The 18,177-nt window shown below is 71.5% G+C and carries 16 protein-coding genes; 5 read left to right on the top strand and 11 right to left on the bottom strand.

The features are described 5' to 3' along the window. Positions 1–6: 6 nt before the first annotated feature. From AC3RJ6_RS10530 to AC3RJ6_RS10505, 6 genes are all read right to left on the bottom strand, one after another. On the bottom strand, positions 7–816 hold the full coding sequence (locus AC3RJ6_RS10530) for an FAD:protein FMN transferase (RefSeq protein ID WP_491426997.1): 810 nt from the start codon (positions 814–816) through the stop codon (positions 7–9). Beyond that, entirely contained in the window at positions 813–1,385 is a 573-nt protein-coding gene (locus AC3RJ6_RS10525; protein WP_491426996.1) for an FMN-binding protein, read from the bottom strand. Before AC3RJ6_RS10525 ends, AC3RJ6_RS10530 begins: the two co-directional genes overlap by 4 nt. Beyond that, positions 1,382–2,797: a ferredoxin reductase family protein gene (locus AC3RJ6_RS10520; protein ID WP_491426995.1), complete on the bottom strand. Its 1,416-nt coding sequence runs from the start codon at positions 2,795–2,797 to the stop codon at positions 1,382–1,384. Before AC3RJ6_RS10520 ends, AC3RJ6_RS10525 begins: the two co-directional genes overlap by 4 nt. An 82-nt stretch (positions 2,798–2,879) precedes the next feature. Beyond that, positions 2,880–4,001 carry an FUSC family protein gene (locus AC3RJ6_RS10515; protein ID WP_491426994.1) on the bottom strand — a complete coding sequence of 374 codons (1,122 nt, stop codon included), beginning with the start codon at positions 3,999–4,001 and terminating at the stop codon, positions 2,880–2,882. Beyond that, the gene (locus AC3RJ6_RS10510; RefSeq protein WP_491426993.1) at positions 3,998–4,567 is read right to left on the bottom strand and encodes an NUDIX domain-containing protein; all 570 of its coding nucleotides are present in this window, start codon (positions 4,565–4,567) and stop codon (positions 3,998–4,000) included. The genes AC3RJ6_RS10515 and AC3RJ6_RS10510 overlap by 4 nt, the downstream gene beginning before the upstream one ends. Before the next feature lie 11 nt (positions 4,568–4,578). Then, a complete protein-coding gene (locus AC3RJ6_RS10505; RefSeq protein WP_491426992.1) occupies positions 4,579–7,095 on the bottom strand; it encodes an ATP-dependent helicase in 2,517 nt (838 codons plus the stop codon). Between the two features lie 105 nt (positions 7,096–7,200). On the opposite strand from AC3RJ6_RS10505, the gene AC3RJ6_RS10500 reads away from it, so the two are divergent. After that, positions 7,201–8,592, top strand: a complete 1,392-nt coding sequence (locus AC3RJ6_RS10500) for an MFS transporter (RefSeq protein ID WP_491426991.1) — start codon at positions 7,201–7,203, stop codon at positions 8,590–8,592. Beyond that, complete coding sequence (locus AC3RJ6_RS10495) at positions 8,589–9,413, top strand: ChbG/HpnK family deacetylase (protein WP_491426990.1); 825 nt, start codon at positions 8,589–8,591, stop codon at positions 9,411–9,413. The genes AC3RJ6_RS10500 and AC3RJ6_RS10495 overlap by 4 nt, the downstream gene beginning before the upstream one ends. 7 nt (positions 9,414–9,420) lie before the next feature. On the opposite strand, the gene AC3RJ6_RS10490 is transcribed toward AC3RJ6_RS10495, so the two are convergent. Then, positions 9,421–10,476, bottom strand: coding sequence for a glycerophosphodiester phosphodiesterase family protein (locus tag AC3RJ6_RS10490; RefSeq protein ID WP_491426989.1), 1,056 nt, complete (start codon positions 10,474–10,476; stop codon positions 9,421–9,423). 168 nt (positions 10,477–10,644) lie between these two features. Between AC3RJ6_RS10490 and AC3RJ6_RS10485 the strand changes: the two genes are divergently transcribed. Both AC3RJ6_RS10485 and AC3RJ6_RS10480 read left to right on the top strand, forming a co-directional pair. Continuing rightward, entirely contained in the window at positions 10,645–11,451 is an 807-nt protein-coding gene (locus AC3RJ6_RS10485) for a Bax inhibitor-1/YccA family protein (protein ID WP_491426988.1), read from the top strand. Between the two features lie 301 nt (positions 11,452–11,752). Continuing rightward, positions 11,753–13,900, top strand: a complete 2,148-nt coding sequence (locus tag AC3RJ6_RS10480; RefSeq protein WP_491426987.1) for a cell wall-binding repeat-containing protein — start codon at positions 11,753–11,755, stop codon at positions 13,898–13,900. Between the two features lie 102 nt (positions 13,901–14,002). Here AC3RJ6_RS10480 and guaA read toward each other — a convergent pair whose 3' ends face one another. The 3 genes from guaA to AC3RJ6_RS10465 are packed head-to-tail and all read right to left on the bottom strand — an operon-like array spanning position 14,003 to position 16,710. Beyond that, complete coding sequence (gene guaA, locus AC3RJ6_RS10475) at positions 14,003–15,586, bottom strand: glutamine-hydrolyzing GMP synthase (RefSeq protein WP_491426986.1); 1,584 nt, start codon at positions 15,584–15,586, stop codon at positions 14,003–14,005. Then, entirely contained in the window at positions 15,583–16,104 is a 522-nt protein-coding gene (locus AC3RJ6_RS10470) for a DUF3817 domain-containing protein (protein WP_491426985.1), read from the bottom strand. The genes guaA and AC3RJ6_RS10470 overlap by 4 nt, the downstream gene beginning before the upstream one ends. 9 nt (positions 16,105–16,113) lie before the next feature. Beyond that, positions 16,114–16,710 (bottom strand): TetR/AcrR family transcriptional regulator, encoded by a 597-nt coding sequence (locus AC3RJ6_RS10465; protein ID WP_491426984.1) that lies wholly within the window; start codon positions 16,708–16,710, stop codon positions 16,114–16,116. 93 nt (positions 16,711–16,803) lie between these two features. On the opposite strand from AC3RJ6_RS10465, the gene AC3RJ6_RS10460 reads away from it, so the two are divergent. Continuing rightward, the gene (locus AC3RJ6_RS10460; RefSeq protein WP_491426983.1) at positions 16,804–17,208 is read left to right on the top strand and encodes a VOC family protein; all 405 of its coding nucleotides are present in this window, start codon (positions 16,804–16,806) and stop codon (positions 17,206–17,208) included. A gap of 65 nt (positions 17,209–17,273) precedes the next feature. On the opposite strand, the gene AC3RJ6_RS10455 is transcribed toward AC3RJ6_RS10460, so the two are convergent. Further along, the gene (locus tag AC3RJ6_RS10455; protein WP_491426982.1) at positions 17,274–18,101 is read right to left on the bottom strand and encodes an SURF1 family cytochrome oxidase biogenesis protein; all 828 of its coding nucleotides are present in this window, start codon (positions 18,099–18,101) and stop codon (positions 17,274–17,276) included. Positions 18,102–18,177 lie beyond the last annotated feature (76 nt).

Genomic DNA, 18,177 nt, shown 5'->3' with positions numbered 1-18,177 from the left:
CGGGAATCACCCGACGTGCGCGTTCGCGGCTCGCGGCCAGCCGGGCGTCGCGCGCAGCGCGCCATCCGTCCCGACGGCGAGCACGTCGACGTCGTGTCGTGCGGCGAGGTCGTCGAGGGCCTCGTATCCTCCCGCGACGATCGCGGTGGCGAGCACGTCGGCCGTCACGAGGTCGGCCGCGGCGACGCTCACCTGCACGAACGGGGTGCGCCCGAGCGCCGCGGTCGTCCAGATGTGGTCGCCGCGCTCGGCGCTGCCCGAGGTCGCGAGCGCGCGTCGGCGCGCCCCGTCGAGGTCGAATCCGGTGAGCAGGCGAGTGCGGTCGTGCGGGTCGACGACGCCGACCCGCGCTCGGCTGCCTCGGGCGACGAGGATGTCGCCGCCCGCGTCGATCGCCCAGCCGGCGCGGCCCGCGGCATCGAGGGCGTCGCCCGCCGCTTCGACGGCGAGCGCCTTCACGATGCCGTCGAGGTCGATCACCCCGTCGGGGCGGTGCGGGGTGAATCGCCCGGCGGTGGCGTCGCGCCACTCGAGCGCACGGGCGTACACCCCACGGAGTTGTTCGCTCGCCTCGGTCAGTGCGAGCTCGCCGTGCGCGACCCGGCTGAGCTCCGAGCCCGCCTCGTAGAGGCTGAACCGGCGCTCCCAGCGGGCGAAGACCTCGGCGACCAGGCCGAGCGTCGCCCGGTCGTCGACCGGCGGCGACGCAGACGCATCCCGGTCACCGATCGCGGGTTCGCCGGGCCGCACGCTGACGACCGTGCCCATCGCGGCGAACGCGCCCGGCGGCAGCATCGTGGGCGGCGCGGTCGTCATCCCCGGAACCCCGCCGCATCGAGCGCGGACTGCAACGACTGCAAGTACGCCGCGCTCGTGTAGGTGGCGCCGCTCACGAGCGAGACTGAGGCCGACTGCGCCTGCAGCACCTCGGAGCGGAGCACGGGCTCGGCACGGTTGCTGATCTGCACCGACCGGCCGTCGTGGTCGGTGAGCTGCAGTGCGGTCACGTCGGAGATCGCCCCGCCCGCGATCGTGACCTGCACCTGCACGTCGCCGAATCGCGTCGAGACGGTCGAGCCTGCGTAGGTGCCGTCGGTCGCGGTCGCCGGTGCGGCGGCGTCGGTTCCGGTGCTGCCGGCGCTGCCTTCGGTTCCGGTGCCGGACGTCGCGTCGCTCGGCTCCAGCGCGTCGAAGTCGACCCGACCCGAATCGGTCGCCTGGTCGCTGCCGGTGGCGCCGGTGCCGGTCGCGCCCGCCGAGGCGTTCGTCACCGTCGGTGTGCCGGTGGCGGTCAGGCCGGCCGTCGCGACCTCGCCGAGCTGCCAGCCGCCGACGATGGCCGCGGCCGACGCCGCGGAGGCCAGGAGGATCGCGCGTCGTCTCACCAGTCGAACCTCTCGTGATGGATCTGCTCGGGCGCGAGCCCCGCCGCCCGCGCCTCGCCGATGAGCTGCTCGGCCCAGCCGCGGGGGCCGCAGACGTAGAGATCGCTGTCACGGACCGACGGAACGAGCGCGGCGAGGTCGAGACCCTGTCGCTCGGCGGCATCCGGCAGCCACCCGCTGCCGCGCGGGCCCGGCACGGTCAACAGCGTCGCACCGCGTGCCCGGCAGAGCGCCGCCACCTCGTCGAGCAACCAGCCCTCTCCGGCTCCCGTCGTACGGAGCACGACCGTCGCCTCACCCGGACGGAACGTCGCCTGCTCGAGGAGCGAACGGATGGGCGTGACACCGATGCCCGCGCCGACGAGGGTGATGCGGTCACGGGTGCGCGCGGCCTCGCTGAAGATGCCGTACGGCCCCTCGAGCGCGACACGGGTGCCGGCCGGGAGGTGGGCGAGCGACGACGATCCGTCGCCGAGCGAGCGCACCGTGATGCGCAGCCGGTCACCGCGCGGCACCGCCGACAGCGAGTACGGGTGCGCCTGCCACCACTGGCCTCCGGCGAGGAACCGCCAGATGAAGAACTGCCCGCCCGAAGCCGCGAGCGTCTCGAGTCGTCGGCCCCGCATCGTGATCGAGAAGACGCCGTCGGTCGGGCGGCCGACGGGCACGACCGAGTCGACGACGAGCCGATGCCGCATCGACACCACGATCGGCGCCACCAGCCGGAAGACAATGAGCGCAGCGAACACGACGACGACGAATGCGAGCCAGAACCAGCGCTGCCACCCGCCCTCGGCGAAGAGCCCGCCGACGCTGAACTGGTGCGGCAGCGCGGCGAGCACGGCGGCGTACGAGAGCAGGTGCACGAGGTGCCAGGCCTCGTACCGCAGGCGCCGCCGCACCGCGACGAGCGAGGTGGCCACGACCGCGATGAACAGCGCGAAGCCGAGCATCGCGAGCGGGAGATCGGGCAGGTTCCAGATCGTCACGACCTCGGCGACGACGTCGACCCCGTCGGCCACGGTGTACCCGGCGACGAGCAGTGCGCCGTGCGCGACCAGCAGGTACAGCACGGGCTTGCCGAGCCGGCCGTGCAGCGCCATCGCGGCGTCGTGCCCGACCGCGCGTTCGATGAGCGGCACGCGAGCGGCGAGCAGCAGCATCACGAGCACGAGGTCGGTGGCGACGAGCCCGGCGATGATGCCGAGCGAGGTGAGCGCGGCACCCGGGTCGCCGAATCGGGATGCTCCGCCGTCGGCGAGGAACAACGCGATCACCACCGCGACGGAGGCCACGGCGAGCGCCTGCAGCACGTCGACGCGCCACAGCCGCCCCGCGCCCCGCACGCCAGGGGCGCCGAGCGGGCGCGAGGGCCGCTCGAGGTGCCGGGCGTCGTGCACGAGGAATGCCATGGGCTCATCGTGCGCCGCCGACCTATCGCCGGGCGGTGAGTCGGCTATGCGCGCGCTGGGAGATCGAGCACCCGGTGGCCGGTCATCCGCGCGGAGGGCGGGGCGGACCGGACGGACCGACGCTCGGCGTCGCGGTCGTCGGCGGGGGCATCGGCACCGCCTCGACGAACCGACGGGCCGCGAGCACGGCGACGACGCCGACGGCGGCACCGAGCACGGTCTCGAGCACCCGGTCGCCGATGAGGGTCGCGACGGGAACGGGCGAGGCGAGGTGGGCCACCGTCAGCGCCATGGGGGTGACGAACACGAGCGCGGTGCCGTAGTGGCGGGTGACGAGCACCTCCGCCCCGAACTGGCAGACCGCCACGACGGCGACGAGCACCCAGACCGACGGCTCGGGCCACAGCACGAGCGCCGTCACCGCGACGCCCGCGATCGTGCCGAGCACGCGATGCACGGCCCGCGAGACGGTGTGCGCGGCGCGTGCCGGCGGGATGACGGCGATCGCACTGACCACGGCCCAGTACGGATGGCCCAACCCGAGTGCGAGCGCGATGCCGCCCGCGACGAGTGCGGCCAGCACGTTCTGCACGACGTTGAGCCAGAGGCGAGGGTCGGCATAGCCGCGCAGTCGTGTCGGCGTGCGGCGCGGCAACGGCTTGAACAGCTCTCGCGAGCGGCCCGCCCGGCCGGCGAGCCGGCGCAGCATCCAGCCCGACATCGCGAGCAGCCAGGCGAACCCGGCCGCCGCCCACGCGACGCTCCAACGCTGCCAGCCCGTGCCGTCGTCGACGGGCTGGGCCGCGCACACGAGCAGGCCGAACACGGCGAACAGCGGCGTCGAGGGCGTGACGCCGAGCAGGTTGAAGCCGACGATCACCGCGGCGACGACGAGAACGAGCGCCCCGGCCTGCACGGCGAGCGGCGCGTCCGAGGCCGAGAGCAGGATGCCGAGCCCCGTCGCCATCAGCTGCGCCGCCGCGGCGGCCGTCACCGTGCGCAACCGGGTGCCGTACGGCTCGCTGCGGCCGAAGATCGCGACCATGCCGCCGAACGCCGCGTACGACGCCCAGTCGACTCGGCCGACCGCCACGAGGATCGCGAGCGGCACCGCCGCGGCGACGGCGGCGCGCAGCGCCACCTCGAGGTCGAGCGCACGTGCCGACCGCCACCAGCCGGCGAGGGTCGCGCGCACGGGGCTCACGCCAGGCGGCCGAGCTCGAGCGCCGCGAATCCCAGCGCGGCGATCGTCTCGCCGTCGGTGATCTCGCCCTCGCGCACCATGCGCAGCACCTCGGGCCACGGCGCCGCCCGCACGGCGGTGATGCCCTCCTCGAGCCGGGTCGCGTGCGAGGTCTCGCGGCCGTCGCCCCCAGCGGCCGCGCCGGGGCGATGCAGCCCCGTCGCGAGGAACACGTGCTCGACCGCCCGGGCGATGCCGTTGAGCGCGGTCATGCGACCGATCTCGCGCCACTCGGATGCCTCGTACCCGGTCTCCTCGGCCAGCTCGCGCCGCGCGGCGACGAGCGGGTCCTCCCCGTCGGTGCCGCCGGCGGGCACCTCGATGCTCGCACCCACCGTGTGGCGGTCGACCGTCACGAGCAGCACCTCGTCGGCGTCGGTGACGGCGACCACGAATGCCGCCGGGTGCGCCATCTCGACGACGCCGTAGATGCCGGTGTCGCCGTCGGGGCGCACGACCTCGTCTTCGATCACGCGGATCCAGCGGTTCTCGTAGACGGTGCGCGAGGAGTGCGTCGGCCAGGGCATTCGGGCGAGCCTCAGAGCTTCTCGATCGGGGCGATCTTGATGAGCAGCTTCTTCTGGCCGGCGCGATCGAACGAGACGTGCGCGATCTTCTTCGTGCCCTCGCCCGTGACCTGGGTGACCTTGCCCTCGCCGAAGTCGGTGTGGCGGATGCGGTCGCCCGCCTCGAGCGTGAGGTCGCCGTTGTCGCGCACCGTGCCCGTGACCTTGTTCGCCCACTCGGTCTTCGGCTTCGCGCTGCGGGTGACGCTGAACCGCTCGAGGTCGCGGTCGCGCGTGCCCCAGGCGCCGCCGTCGCGACGTGCGTTGAGTGCGCGCGGTTGCGTGCCGCCACGGCTCGTCGCCATGCCCGGCGACTGGCGCCAGTCGATGAGCCCCTCGGGGATCTCCTGCAGGTAGCGGCTCGGCATCGCGACCGCGACCTCGCCGAACTGGGCACGGCTCATCGCGAGCGACAGGTAGAGGCGCTTGCGGGCGCGGGTGATGCCGACGTAGAACAGGCGGCGCTCTTCGGCCGGACCGCCGGGCTCGGAGGCCGACATCTGGTGCGGCAGCAGGCCCTCTTCGATGCCCGTGAGGAACACCGCGTGGTACTCGAGCCCCTTCGCGGTGTGCAGGGTCATGAGCGAGACCGTGCCCGAGGCGTCGTCGAGCTCGTCGGCTGCGGCGACGAGCGAGACCTGCGTGAGGAAGTCGACGAGCGTCGCGCCCGGGTTCTCGCGGTCGAAGTCGCGGGTCTGCGCCACGAGCTCCTCGACGTTCTCGGCCCGCGTCTCGTCTTGCGGGTCGCGGCTGTTGCGCAGCGCGTCGAGGAGGCCCGACCGCTCGAGCAGGAACACGAGCACGTCGGAGACCTTCGTGCCCGAGACCCCGGTCGCCGCGCCGGCCGAGGCGCCCGCCGTGGGGTTGCCCTCGGCGTCGGTCGAGCCGCCGGTGTTGGCCAGCATCGCCGCCGCCTCGTCGAGCACGTCGGCGAGCGCGAGGATCGCACCCGTCACCTTCGGCCCGAGCCCGAGACCGCCCGCAGCGCGCATCGCCTCGCGGAAGCTCACCTCGTTCTGCTCGGCGAAGGTCGCGATCGCCGTCTCGGTCGCCGGGCCGATGCCGCGCTTCGGCGTGTTGAGGATGCGCCGCAGGGCGAGCTCGTCGAGCGGGTTCGCGACCGAGATGAGGTACGCCATCGCGTCTTTGATCTCGGCGCGCTCGTAGAACTTCGTGCCGCCGACGACGCGGTACGGCAGCGCCGACCGCACGAAGATCTCTTCCAGGGCGCGCGTCTGCGCGTTGGTTCGGTAGAACACGGCGATGTCGCGGTAGGCGATGCCGTCGCGGTGCAGCGATTCGATCTCGTCGGCGATGAACTGGGCCTCGTCGTGCGCCGTGTAGCCCGTGTAGCCGACGATCTGATCGCCGTCGCCGTCGGCCGTCCAGAGCTTCTTGTCTTTGCGGTCGAAGTTGTTCGAGATCACCGCGTTCGCCGCCGACAGGATGTTCTGCGTCGACCGGTAGTTCTGCTCGAGGAGCACGACCCGCGCCCCCGAGAAGTCGCGCTCGAACTCGACGATGTTGCGGATGTCGGCGCCGCGGAACGCGTAGATCGACTGGTCGGAGTCGCCGACGACGGTCAGCGAAGCGCCGGGGATCGCACCCGTCGCGTCGGTCATGGCGCGCACGAGGATGCCGTGCTCGTCGAGCTCGCGCACGATCGCGGGCTCGATGGGCCGGGTCAGCTCGCGGATGAGCGCGTACTGCGCGTGGTTCGTGTCTTGGTACTCGTCGACGAGGATGTGCCGGAACCGGCGCTGGTAGAGCGCCGCGACCTTCGGGAAGGCGCGGAACAGGTACACGGTCTCGGCGATCAGGTCGTCGAAGTCGAGGGCCGACGCCTCGCGCAGGCGCCGCGTGTACTGCCGGAAGATCTCGAGGAACATGACCTCTTGCGGGTCGTTCGTGTTCGCGTTGCGCGCGTACGTCTCGACGTCGGCGAGCTCGTTCTTGAGCTTCGAGATCTTCGCCTGCGCGCTCGCGGGCGTGAAGCCCATCGTGTCGGCGTCGAGCTCTTTGATGATGCGCTTGAGGATCGTGCGCTGGTCGGCTGAGTCGTAGATCGTGAACGTCGACGAGAGCCCGAGCGACTCGGCCTCGCGGCGCAGGATGCGCACGCACGCCGAGTGGAACGTCGAGATCCACATGCCCGACGCGCTGTCGCCGAGCAGCGCCTGCACGCGCTCGCGCATCTCGGCGGCGGCCTTGTTCGTGAACGTGATCGCGAGGATCTGGCTCGGCCAGGCCTCACGGGTCTCGATGAGGTGCGCGATGCGGTGGGTGAGCACGCGGGTCTTGCCCGAGCCCGCACCCGCGACGATGAGCAGCGCCGGTCCGCGGTACTCGACCGCCTCCTTCTGCTGCGGGTTGAGGCCGTCGGTCAGGCGGGAGCCGGGGCCGGATGCCGCGGCCGATGCGTCGGTGGAACGTGCGGGCGGCGCCTCGCGCCAGCCGGCCGGGTCGTCGGGGTCGAGGATCAGCGTCATGTCGCCTTCAAGTCTAGGCGCGGCCCCCGACACCGCGGCCTCCGGCCGAGCAGCGCAAGGAGTCAGAATGTCGTAACATTTGCGCACCCCCAGCGAAGGACGACGATGACCGATCGCGCAACCACGACGCCGCCCCCTGCCACCGCGCCATGGCGCTACGCCATCGGCATGTTCGGCACCTCGATCCCGATCAACATGATCAAGGGCTCGATGATCCTCTACTACGTCGACATCCTCGGCCTCGACGTGCGCGTCTACGGCGCGGTCATGGTCGTGTACGCCATCATCGACGCGATCGACAACCCCGTGCTCGGCTTCCTCTCCGACCGCACCCGCACCCGCTGGGGTCGGCGCCGACCCTGGCTCGTCGTCGGCGCACCGCTGCTCGCGGCGAGCATGATCGGCTTCTTCTCCGCGCCGACCTCGCTCGACGGACTCGGCCTCGTCATCTGGTTCGCCGTGTTCGCGATCCTCTGCGAGGCGTCCGACTCGATGCTGAACGCGAACTACGGCGCCCTCCTGCCCGAGCTCTTCCCCCGCGAGCGCAACCGCGCGGTCGCGAACTCGCTGCGGCAGGCGTTCCAGCTCGTCGCGCTCGTGCTCTCGCTCGCGGTGACGCCGCTGCTGACGACCTCGGTCTTCGGCACCGAGGACACGACCGTCGGCTTCACCGTCACCGCGATCATCTACGGCGTCATCGCCGTCGCCGTCATCCTCTTCATGGCGTTCGGCGCGAAGGAGAACCCGCGCTACGGCTCCGGCGAGCGCCCGCGCTTCGTCGCCACGCTGCTGACGATCGTGCGCAACCCCCGGTTCTGGTCGATCGGCGTCGCCGGCGCCTGCTACGCGAGCGCGATGGCGCTCGTGCTGGCCGGCCTGCAGCTCTACGTGCGCTACTCGCTCGGCCTGCCGGTCGCGAACGCGCTCTACCTGCAGGGCGCCGTCATCCTGTGCTCGGTCGGCGGACTCGCGATCTGGACGCGCGTCGTGCGCCGCAAGGGCGCGGCGTTCGCGTGGCGCCTCGCCTTCGTCGTGCTCGCGGTGAGCTTCGTCCCCCTGTTCTTCGCCACCGACCTCGTCACGGCGCTCGCGGCGGGCATCCTCGTCGGCGCCGGCTACTCGGGCATGCTCGCGACGAACGACCTCATCGTCGCCCGCGTGCTCGACGACGACGCCCGCCGGCACGGCCAGCACCGCGAGGGGCTGTTCCTCTCGGCGTTCGGCTTCTTCGGGCGCCTCAACGGCATCATCACGGGCCTCGCGCTCGCCTCGCTCGGCGTCTTCTTCGGGTACTACTCGGGCGACGACCCGGGCACGCAACCCGACCTGGCGTACCGCGTCTACCTCTGCGTGTACCCGTTCGCTCTGTGCACGATCGGGGCCGTGCTCGCCCGGTTCATCCGCGTGCCCGACGGGCTGTCGGAGGCCGAGGTCGACGCCACCGCCACGATCGCGTCGACCGCGGCCCGCGCCGCCGACGACGACACGGTGCGATGAGCCGCCGTCTCGTCATCACGGCCGACGACCTCGGCCGCGAGCCCGAGAGCGCCGACGCGATCGCCGCTCTCGCCGCCGACGGGGCGATCACGGCCACGACCGCGATCGTCGTCGCGCCCGCCGCCGAGGCCGGGGTCGCTGCGGTGACGGCGGCCGGGCTCGTGCCGCACCTGCACGCGACGCTCTCGAGCGACGGCGGCACCGCGCCGTGGCGCCCGCTCACCGGGGGCCGATCGCTCGCGACCGCGAACGGCACCCTGCCCGACGCCCCGGCCGTCGTCGGCGAACGCGCCGACCCTGCCGAGGTCGCGACCGAGCTCGACGCCCAGCTCGCGTGGCTGCACGTGCGAGGCATCCGCCCCGCCGCCCTCGACTCCCACTCGGGAACGCTCTACGGCCTCACCGGTCGATCGTTCCTCGGCGAGGCGCTCGCCCTGGCCGCACGACACGGAATGGGCTTCCGGCTTCCGCGCGACCCGGCCCTCTACCTCGGCGGCGAGCTGCCCGCCGGGTTGCGCGAGCTGCACGCGCGAGCGGTCGCCGCCGCCGACGCCGCCGGCGTCGCGCTTCCGGCCTCGATCGCCACCAACCGACGCACGGCCGCCGACCTCAGCGGGTACGAGGCCCTCCGCGACCACTACCTGCGGCTCCTCGGCGCACTGCCCGAGGGCACGAGCGAGCTCTTCCTGCACCCGGCGCCCGAGCACGCCGTGGCCGGTCCGAACGGCATCATCCGGTCGTGGGAGCTGCGGCTGCTCGGGGACGCGGCGTTCCGCGACGCGATCGAGGCCGAGGGGTTCGAGCTCGTCGCGGAATGGTGAGGAGGGGTCAACCCGCCGTCGACGCGAAGTCGGAGCGCGCCTCGATGCCGAGGTCGGGGTGGTCGACGAACACGCCGTCGACGCCCGTGGCGAGCACCTCGGCGAACTCCCCCGCCCAGTCGCCGTAACCGGCACGGGCGGAACCGCGTCGCCTGGCCGCCGTGAGGAAGCGGTTCTCGGGCCTGAGCGTCCACGTGTAGACCTCGAGGCCCACGGCGTGGGCGGCCGAGACGAGCGCCGCCCCGCGCAGCGGCGGCGTCGCGGCATCCCCACGTCGTTTCGGCGGCGGGCCGACGAGCCGGCCCTTGCCGACGCTCACGCCGTCGAACCTGCCGGCGAGCCCGCTCAGGCCGTCGGCGGTCACGAACGCGTCGTACCGGGGAGCGTGCCGGCCCTGCGCGAGCACGAGGTCCCACGGGGCGCCGGTGTTCTCGATGAGCGCGATGCGCTTGCCCCGGATGCCTCGTGCCGCGAGCCGGTCGAGCAGGGTGGGCTCGAATGCCTCCATGATGAGGCGCTCGTCGCCCGTGCCCCACCCGGCCGCCGCGAGCTCGGCGGCGAACAGCTCGTCGAGCGGCAGCCCGAGGGACTCGAAATGCGCGGCGTGCTTGAACTCGGCGACCATGCGGATCAGGCGGCGCTGCTCGTCGGCGGCGGTGTCGATCAGCCCGAACAGGTCGCGCAGCCGGATCACCGGGTAACGCCCGTCGAAGCTCGCGCTGGCCGGTCGCAGCGACCCGAGTCGTTCGCGGGCGCGCAGGGTCGACAGTTCGGCCCACGTGAAGTCCTCGGTGAACCAGCCCGTGAGCGCAGCGCCGTCGACCTCGCGCGTGGTGCGCCGACCGGCGAACTCGGGCCGGGACGCGACATCCGTGGTGCCCGAGATCTCGTTCTCGTGACGCAGCACGAGCACGCCGTCGCGGGTCGACACGATGTCGGGCTCGACCGCGTCGGCGCCGAGCGCGAAGGCGAGCTCGTAGGAGGAGCGGGTGTGCTCGGGCCGATAGCCCGGGGCACCTCGGTGCCCGATGACGAGCGGGCGGCGGGCCGGGTCGGGCTGCATCCGCCCAGCGTAGCGAGCCGGTCGCGCAGCCCGGCCGCGCGCCCGCGGAATTCCGCGCGAACTCTCGGCGTTGTCACGAAGAACTCCGATAGGTTTGTTACCTGGCACGGATGCCGCATCCGGTCGCCGATCCCCCGCATCCGACGACAGCCGAAAGCAGAGGAACCCATGGCTCTCGACAATCCCGCATTCTCGCGGAACTCCGCATTCTCGCAGCAGGGAGCCGTGGCGCAGGCGCAAGACCTCTCCGCCCAGCAACTGCAGGAGATGTACAACCAGCCGTCGACGCCGCCCGCCGGCGAGACGATGACGGTCGAGTCGACGCTCGGCAAGTCGGTCGCCGGCTTCGGCCTGCTGCTCGTGGGCGCCGCGATCGGCTGGCTCACGGTCGAGAGCGTGCCGTTCCTCTGGATCGGCGCGGGCATCGTCGGCTTCGTGCTCGCCCTCGTCAACACGTTCAAGCGCGAGCCGTCGGCCGGCCTCATCCTCGCCTACGCCGCGGTGCAGGGCGTGTTCGTGGGCGGCATCTCGGCCTGGTACGAGATGGCCTACGGCGGCGGCATCGTCGCGCAGGCCGTGCTCGCCACGTTCGTCGTGTTCGGCGTGACCCTCGCCCTCTTCGCCTCGGGCAAGATCCGTGCGTCGAAGAAGGCCACGAAGATCTTCCTCATCGCGATGGTCGGGTACCTCGTGTTCTCGCTCATCAACTGGGGCCTCATGGTCTTCGGCGTGAACAACGACCCGTGGGGCATGCGCGGCGCCGAGATCATGGGCATCCCGCTCGGCATCATCCTCGGCGTGCTCGTCGTGATCATGGCCGCCTACTCGCTCGTGCTCGACTTCGACTTCATCCAGCAGGGCGTGCGCAACCGCGCCCCGAAGAAGTACGAGTGGACCGGCGTCTTCGGCATCATGGTCACCGTCATCTGGCTCTACCTCGAGATCCTGCGCATGCTCGCGATCGCGCGCGACTAGTCGCTCCGCCGGTCGAGTAGGCGCGCAGCGCCGTATCGAGACCCGAACGGCCGCCTTCGGGCGGCCGTTCGTCGTTTCCGGGGGCGGGCGTTCAACGGGATCAGGAATCTTCCCAAACGGGGCCCGGGTGTGGTGGAATCGCTCGAGGCATCCCGCGGCGTTGCGCAGGCGGCAGGCCCGTCCCCTGCGACCCGAACATCCGGAGACCCGATTGCCCCGCCCTGACTCCGTCGTCCCCCTCCGCGGCCACGGTTCCCGCCTGCCGCGACGCCGCCACGTGATCGCTCGGGCGATCGGACCCATGGTCGCGATGGTGGCCGCCCTGAGCCTCCTCTTCGCCCCGGCATCGGCGGTCGCCTCCCCTGACAGGGCGAGCATGAACGCTCTGGCGGGCACGTCTCGGATCACGGGGCAGGTCGTCGATGACGAGGGCAGCCCGTTCCCATGGGCGACCGTTCGCGTTCACCTATTCCGGTACGCGGCCGACTCCGACGCGTTTCAAGCCGTGAGCAGTACGGCGATCGAATCGGATGGGACATTCACGTTCTACGCACTTCCGGCCGGATCCTATTCGTTGTGCGCCGACCCCACTTGGACCTCCGTCGCAGAATGCCAAGGCGGAACTGCTGAACGCGGCCCGACGATCGCGCTCGCAGAAGGCGAGAACCGCACTGCGGAGCTCAACGTGTCGGGCGGACCCACCCAGCTAGCCGTTCCGACGATCGCAGGCGCGCCGGTGGTCGACTCGACCTTGACGGCGCGGGCCTCGTCCACCACTCCCGGCACGGAGTTCGACTATGTCTGGCTCGCCGGTGGAGAGCCCCTCATCGGGCAGACCTCGCAGCGCCTCGCCCTCGACGCGAGCCTGCTCGGGGCGGTGATCGACGTCAAGGTGACGGCGACGGCTCCAGGGCGCCTCCCGCGATCGCTCTCGTCGACGGCGCATGTCGAAGTGCGGCCGGCCACACTGCTTTCGTCGACGCCGATCATCTCCGGTGACCCGATTCTCGGTTCCACGCTGACCGCGATTCCGGGTGAGTGGAGCGCGGGTACCGAGCTGACCTACACCTGGAGCACGTACCAGCCCGACACGGCTACGATCATCACGCACGACCGCCAACTCAAGCTCACCTCGGAGTATCTCGGCGCCGCCTTGGACCTTTCCGTCACGGGAACCAAGCCGGGTTATTCGACGAAGTACGAGTTTGCGGAGGGCGTCTACGTCTGGCGCGGACACACGGCTGTCACGACACCGACCATCTCGGGCTCGCTCGTCGTCGGATCGACTCTCACGGCAAAAGCCTCGTCTTCGACGCCGAATGCGACCCTGGGCTACCGCTGGTTCGCTGACGGCAAGCCGATCGACTCGTACACGAATGAGCGGCTCCTACTCGGAGAGGCCCAACGCGGCGTTCGCATTTCGGTGACGGTGACTGCGTCCGCAGACGAGTTCTCCCCGACCGAACGCACGTCCGCTACGACAGCCCCCGTGGCGGCTCAGCAGTGGGGCAAGACATCGCGCCTCTCCGGTAGCGACCGTTACTCGACCGCTTCGGCGATCTCAGGAGCCAACTTCGCACCACCGGCAGAGGGCCTCTTCATCGCAAGCGGCTCCTCATTCCCCGATGCACTAGCTGGTGGACCGGTTGCAGGCGAGCGTGACGGTCCACTCCTGCTCACCGGTTCGGCGGCCCTTCCTGCGTCGACGATCGCCGAGCTCAAGCGGCTCAGACCCCAAAGCGTCGTCATCTTCGGAGGCACGGGTGTTGTGAGCAAGCGCGTCGAAGATCAGATTCGACAGCTGACCTCGTGGCAGATCGCCGTCGACAGATTCTCCGGCGCTGACCGATACGCGACCTCGGCCGCAATCGCGAAGATGCAGTACTGGTCTGGCGGCCCGCCCGACGTCGCCTTCATCGCCAACGGCACGACCTTCCCCGATGCGCTCGCCGGCGCACCGTTGGCCACGAAGGAACGTGGACCGCTCCTCCTCACGGCGCGCTCATCGCTACCTCCTGTCATCGTGGCCGAGCTCAAGCGCTTGAACCCCAAGCGCATCGTGGTGCTCGGAGGCCCCGGATCGGTCAGCACCTCCGTCGCCGAGCAACTCGATGCCTATACGACCGGGAAGGTGACGAGAATCGCGGGCGCCGACCGATACGCGACCGCCGTCGCGATCTCGCGAGAGAGCTTCACCGAAAGGACACCTGTCGCATATGTCGCCAGCGGCAGCGATTTCCCCGATGCACTCGCCGGCGGCCCGCTCGCCGCGTCCAAGGGCGGACCAGTCCTCCTCACGCCGCCCAGTTCCCTCCCCTCAGCCGTGGTCAGCGAACTCAAACGGCTGCGCCCTGCTCGGATCGTCGTCCTCGGCGGCACCGGGGCGGTGAGCGCTGCCGTGGAGTCGCAGCTCTCGAACCTGTGGCGCGAGCCGAATCCATACTCTTGAGGGTTCGGACGGCCGACACCCGTCCGGCGACGCCGAAGGGCGCCGGCCAACGGCCGGCGCCCTTCGCGCACCCCCGTCACCGAGCGACGGGGTCGGGAGCGATCACTCCCACTCGATGGTCCCCGGCGGCTTCGACGTGACGTCGAGCACGACGCGGTTGACCTCGCGCACCTCGTTCGTGATGCGGTTCGAGATCTTCGCGAGCACGTCGTAGGGCAGGCGGGTCCAGTCGGCGGTCATCGCGTCTTCGGACGAGACGGGGCGCAGCACGATCGGGTGGCCGTAGGTGCGGCCGTCGCCCTGCACGCCCACCGAGCGCACGTCGGCGAGCAGCACGACCGGGCACTGCCAGATCTCCTGGTCGAGGCCGGCCTTGGTCAGCTCCTCGCGGGCGATCGCGTCGGCGTCGCGCAGCAGTTCGAGCCGGTCGCGGGTGACCTCGCCGACGATGCGGATGCCGAGGCCCGGGCCGGGGAACGGCTGGCGGCCGACGATCGCTTCGGGCAGGCCCAGTTCGCGGCCGATCGCGCGCACCTCGTCCTTGAAGAGGGTGCGCAGCGGCTCGACGAGCTCGAACTGCAGGTCTTCGGGGAGGCCCCCGACGTTGTGGTGGCTCTTGATGTTCGCGGTGCCCGAACCGCCGCCCGACTCGACGACGTCGGGATACAGCGTGCCCTGTACGAGGAACTTGATCGGCGTGCCGTCGGCGGCGGCCTCGGCGATGAGATCGCGCTCGGCGGCCTCGAACGCGCGGATGAACTCGCGGCCGATGATCTTGCGCTTCTCCTCGGGGTCGGTGACCCCGGCGAGGGCGTTCAGGAACGTCTCCTCGGCGTCGATCGTGACGAGGCGAACGCCCGTCGCGGCGACGTAGTCGTTCTGCACCTGCTCGCGCTCGCCCTTGCGCAGCAGCCCGTGGTCGACGAAGACCGCCGTGAGCTGGTCGCCGACGGCGCGCTGCACGAGCGCGGTCGAGACGGCGGAGTCGACGCCGCCCGAGAGTGCCGAGATGACGCGGGCGTCGCCGACCTGCTCGCGGATGCGGGCGACCTGCTCGGCGATGACGTTGCCCGAGTTCCACTCGGCCGGGATGCCGGCGGCGCGGTGCAGGAAGTTCTCGATGATGCCCTGGCCGAACGGCGAGTGCTTCACCTCGGGGTGCCACTGCACGCCGTAGAGCTTGCGCTCGTCGTTCGCGAACGCGGCGACCGGGGTCGACTCGGTCGACGCGAGCACCTCGAAGCCCTCGGGCGCACGGGCGACCGAGTCGCCGTGGCTCATCCACACGGTCTGCGCGGCCGGCTGGTCGACGAGCAGCGCGTTGCCCGAGGCATCCGTGACGTTCGCGGCCGTCGCGCCGTACTCGCGCGCGCCGGTCTCGGCGACCTCGCCGCCGAAGTGGCGGGCCATCACCTGGAAGCCGTAGCAGATGCCGAGGGTCGGCACGCCGAGCTCGAGGATCTCCTCGTCGAGCTGCGGGGCGCCCTGCTCGTACACCGAGCTCGGCCCGCCCGACAGCACGATGCCGATCGGGTTCTTCGCGCGCACCTCGTCGGCCGTGATCGAGTGCGGCACGATCTCGGAATAGACGGATGCCTCGCGCACCCGTCGCGCGATCAGCTGCGCGTACTGCGCGCCGAAGTCGACGACGAGGACCGGGCGCTGCTCGGTCTGCTGATCGGTCACTGCTGTGCCTCCACGGAGTCGGGGGTGGGGTCGGATGCCTCGGGGCGGGCGCCCTGCGCGGTGCCGGCGTCGCCGGTGGCCGCGTCGGCCTCGCGCCGGTCGAGGTACGCACGCACCTCGCGCCCGATGCGCGCCTCGAGGAAGAACGAGAGGAACGGGATGATGCCGCCGAGCGCGATCACGATGAACCGCGTGAACGGCCAGCGCATGAGGCTCCACAGGCGGAAGTCGCTGAACAGGTAGACGACGTAGAACCAGCCGTGGGCGATGAGGATGCCGGTCGAGAGGTTCACGCCCTGCCCGGTCGACTCGAGGCCCGAGGCCGTCTCGAGGACGGGCTCGAAGCTCACGAAGCCGTTCGGGCCGAACGCGAAGAGCTCGTAGTGCCAGACGTACTTCAGGAGCATCTCGGCGCAGAGCAGCAGCAGCATGACGCCCGTGATGACCGAGGCCACCTGGTAGAACTTCAGCGCCCCGCGAATGCGCGGCAGATCGGCGAGTTTGGGCTCGAGGGGCATGCGTACAGTCTACGTGGCGTCGGCTGGGCGAAGACCGAGCACGAAGCGGCGCAGCGTCGCGACCGCCTCGTCGATGCCCCGAGCGGGGTCGGGCGCCGCCGCGTTCGCGATCGCGACCTCGTTGAGCGCGCCCGAGAGCATCGTCGCGACGGTCTCGAGCGACCGGTCGGCGATGATTCCCGCTTCGGCGAGCTCGGCGACGCCCTCGTCGAGCAGCCGCACGCTCGACTCGAGATCGCCGTCGCGCCATTCGCCCCAGCCCAGCACCGCCGGCCCCTCGATGAGCAGGATGCGACGCACCTCGGGCGCGAGGCTCGCCGCGAGGAAGGCGCGGCAGCCCGCGAGGAAGTCGTCGAGCACGTCGTCATGGCCCGTCGCGGCCTGCTCGACGGCGCGGGCGACGCCGAGCTGCGCCTGCTCGACCACGGCCTGGAAGAGCCCGCGCTTGCTGCCGAAGTGGTGGTAGAGCGCCCCGCGGGTGAGGCCGGCCTCGGCCATGACGTCGTCGAGGGCGACGCCCCCGTAGCCGTCGGCGGCGAACCGGCGCGTCGCGATGCGCACGATCTCGGCGCGCGTGCGGTCGCGCTGCTCGGCCTTCGTCGCCACGGCACCTCCTGGTTGACATGCACACTGTATGTCACCATCATGACACATACATACAGTGTGTATGTTTCTTGCCGCCGACCCGAGGAGACCCCCATGCTGCGCAGTTGCTATCCCGTGCTCGGCTCGACCGACGTCGCCGCCGGCGCCCGCTTCTACCGCGAGCACTTCGGATTCGAGACCGCGTTCGAGACCGACTGGTACGTGAGCCTGCGACACCCCGACGGCGGGCACGAGCTCGCGCTGCTCGACCCCGCGCACGAGTCGATGCCGTCGGGCTACGGCGCGGTGGCGCGCGGCGTGCTCGTCAACCTCGAGGTCGACGACGTCGACGAGGTCGCGGCCAGGCTCGAGGCATCCGGCGTGCCCGTCGTGCAGCCGCTCCGCAGCGAGCCGTTCGGGCAGCGCCACGTGATCGTGCTCGACCCCGGCGGCGTGCTCGTCGACGTGATCACCGAGATCGAGCCGTCACCCGAGTTCGCCGCGGCGTTCGGGGGCTGAGCCGGGCCTCGCGGCCGGGCCTCGCGAACGGGCCGCGCGCCCCGCATCGCGGCCGCCCGTCGCGGTCAGGCGTCGCCCGAGGCTCCCCCGGCCGGCGCGGCCGCTTCGGCGGCGTCGGCCTCGTCGCGCTCGCGCTCGACGGCGTCGCGCACGAGGCGGTACCAGAGGTAGATCGCGAAGCCCGCGAACACGGCCCACTCGACCGCGTAGAAGACGTTGAGCCAGTTGAGCTCGGTGGTCTGCTCGGGCGGCGGCGACGAGATGGCGTCGAGTCCAGCGACCGGGTCGGCAGCCGTGATGTAGCCGAAGTACACGGGCCGGTCGTCGTAGTCGGCCCACAGGTTGATGAGCTGGGCGACGGCCACCGTGTTCATCGCGAACGGGTCGCCATCCGTGTCGGGCGCGACGGGTGCCTCGGTCGGCAGGAAGCGGCCGACGAGGCTCACCTGCGAGGTGCCGTCGAGGCCCGCCTCGAACTCGTCGATCGCGGCCTGCACGGTCTCGACGTCGGGGGCCCAGCCGAGGGCGATCGGGATGCCTCCGGGCGGGGCGTCGGCGACCTCGAGGTGCGCGACCGCCCAGTAGCCGAGGACGCCGTCGTTCAGCCGTCCTTCGATGACGACCGTGTCGCCCGGAACGTACGTGCCCGTGACCTCCACGCGCTGGGCGGTGACCGCCTGGCGGGTGGGCTGGTCGGGCTCGGCGATGCCGTCGAACGGCAGCACCTCCTCGGTCGGCCGCTCGACGACGACCGCCTGCTCGACGGCGCGCTCGATCTGCCACTGGCCGAGGAGGGCGAAGCCCGCCGCGACGGCGAGCGCGACCACGAGCGCCGCGATCCAGCGGGGGCGCAGCATCATGCGCACGACGGCGCGGCGTGAGTCGGCGGACACGATCCACAAGCCTACCCGCGCGCGGCTGGGAGGTCGGTCGAGCGCCGGGTTGAGTAGGCGCGCAGCGCCGTATCGA

This window comes from Agromyces cucurbitae (genome assembly GCF_058349945.1).
This window is presented reverse-complemented; position numbering and strand designations above follow the sequence as displayed.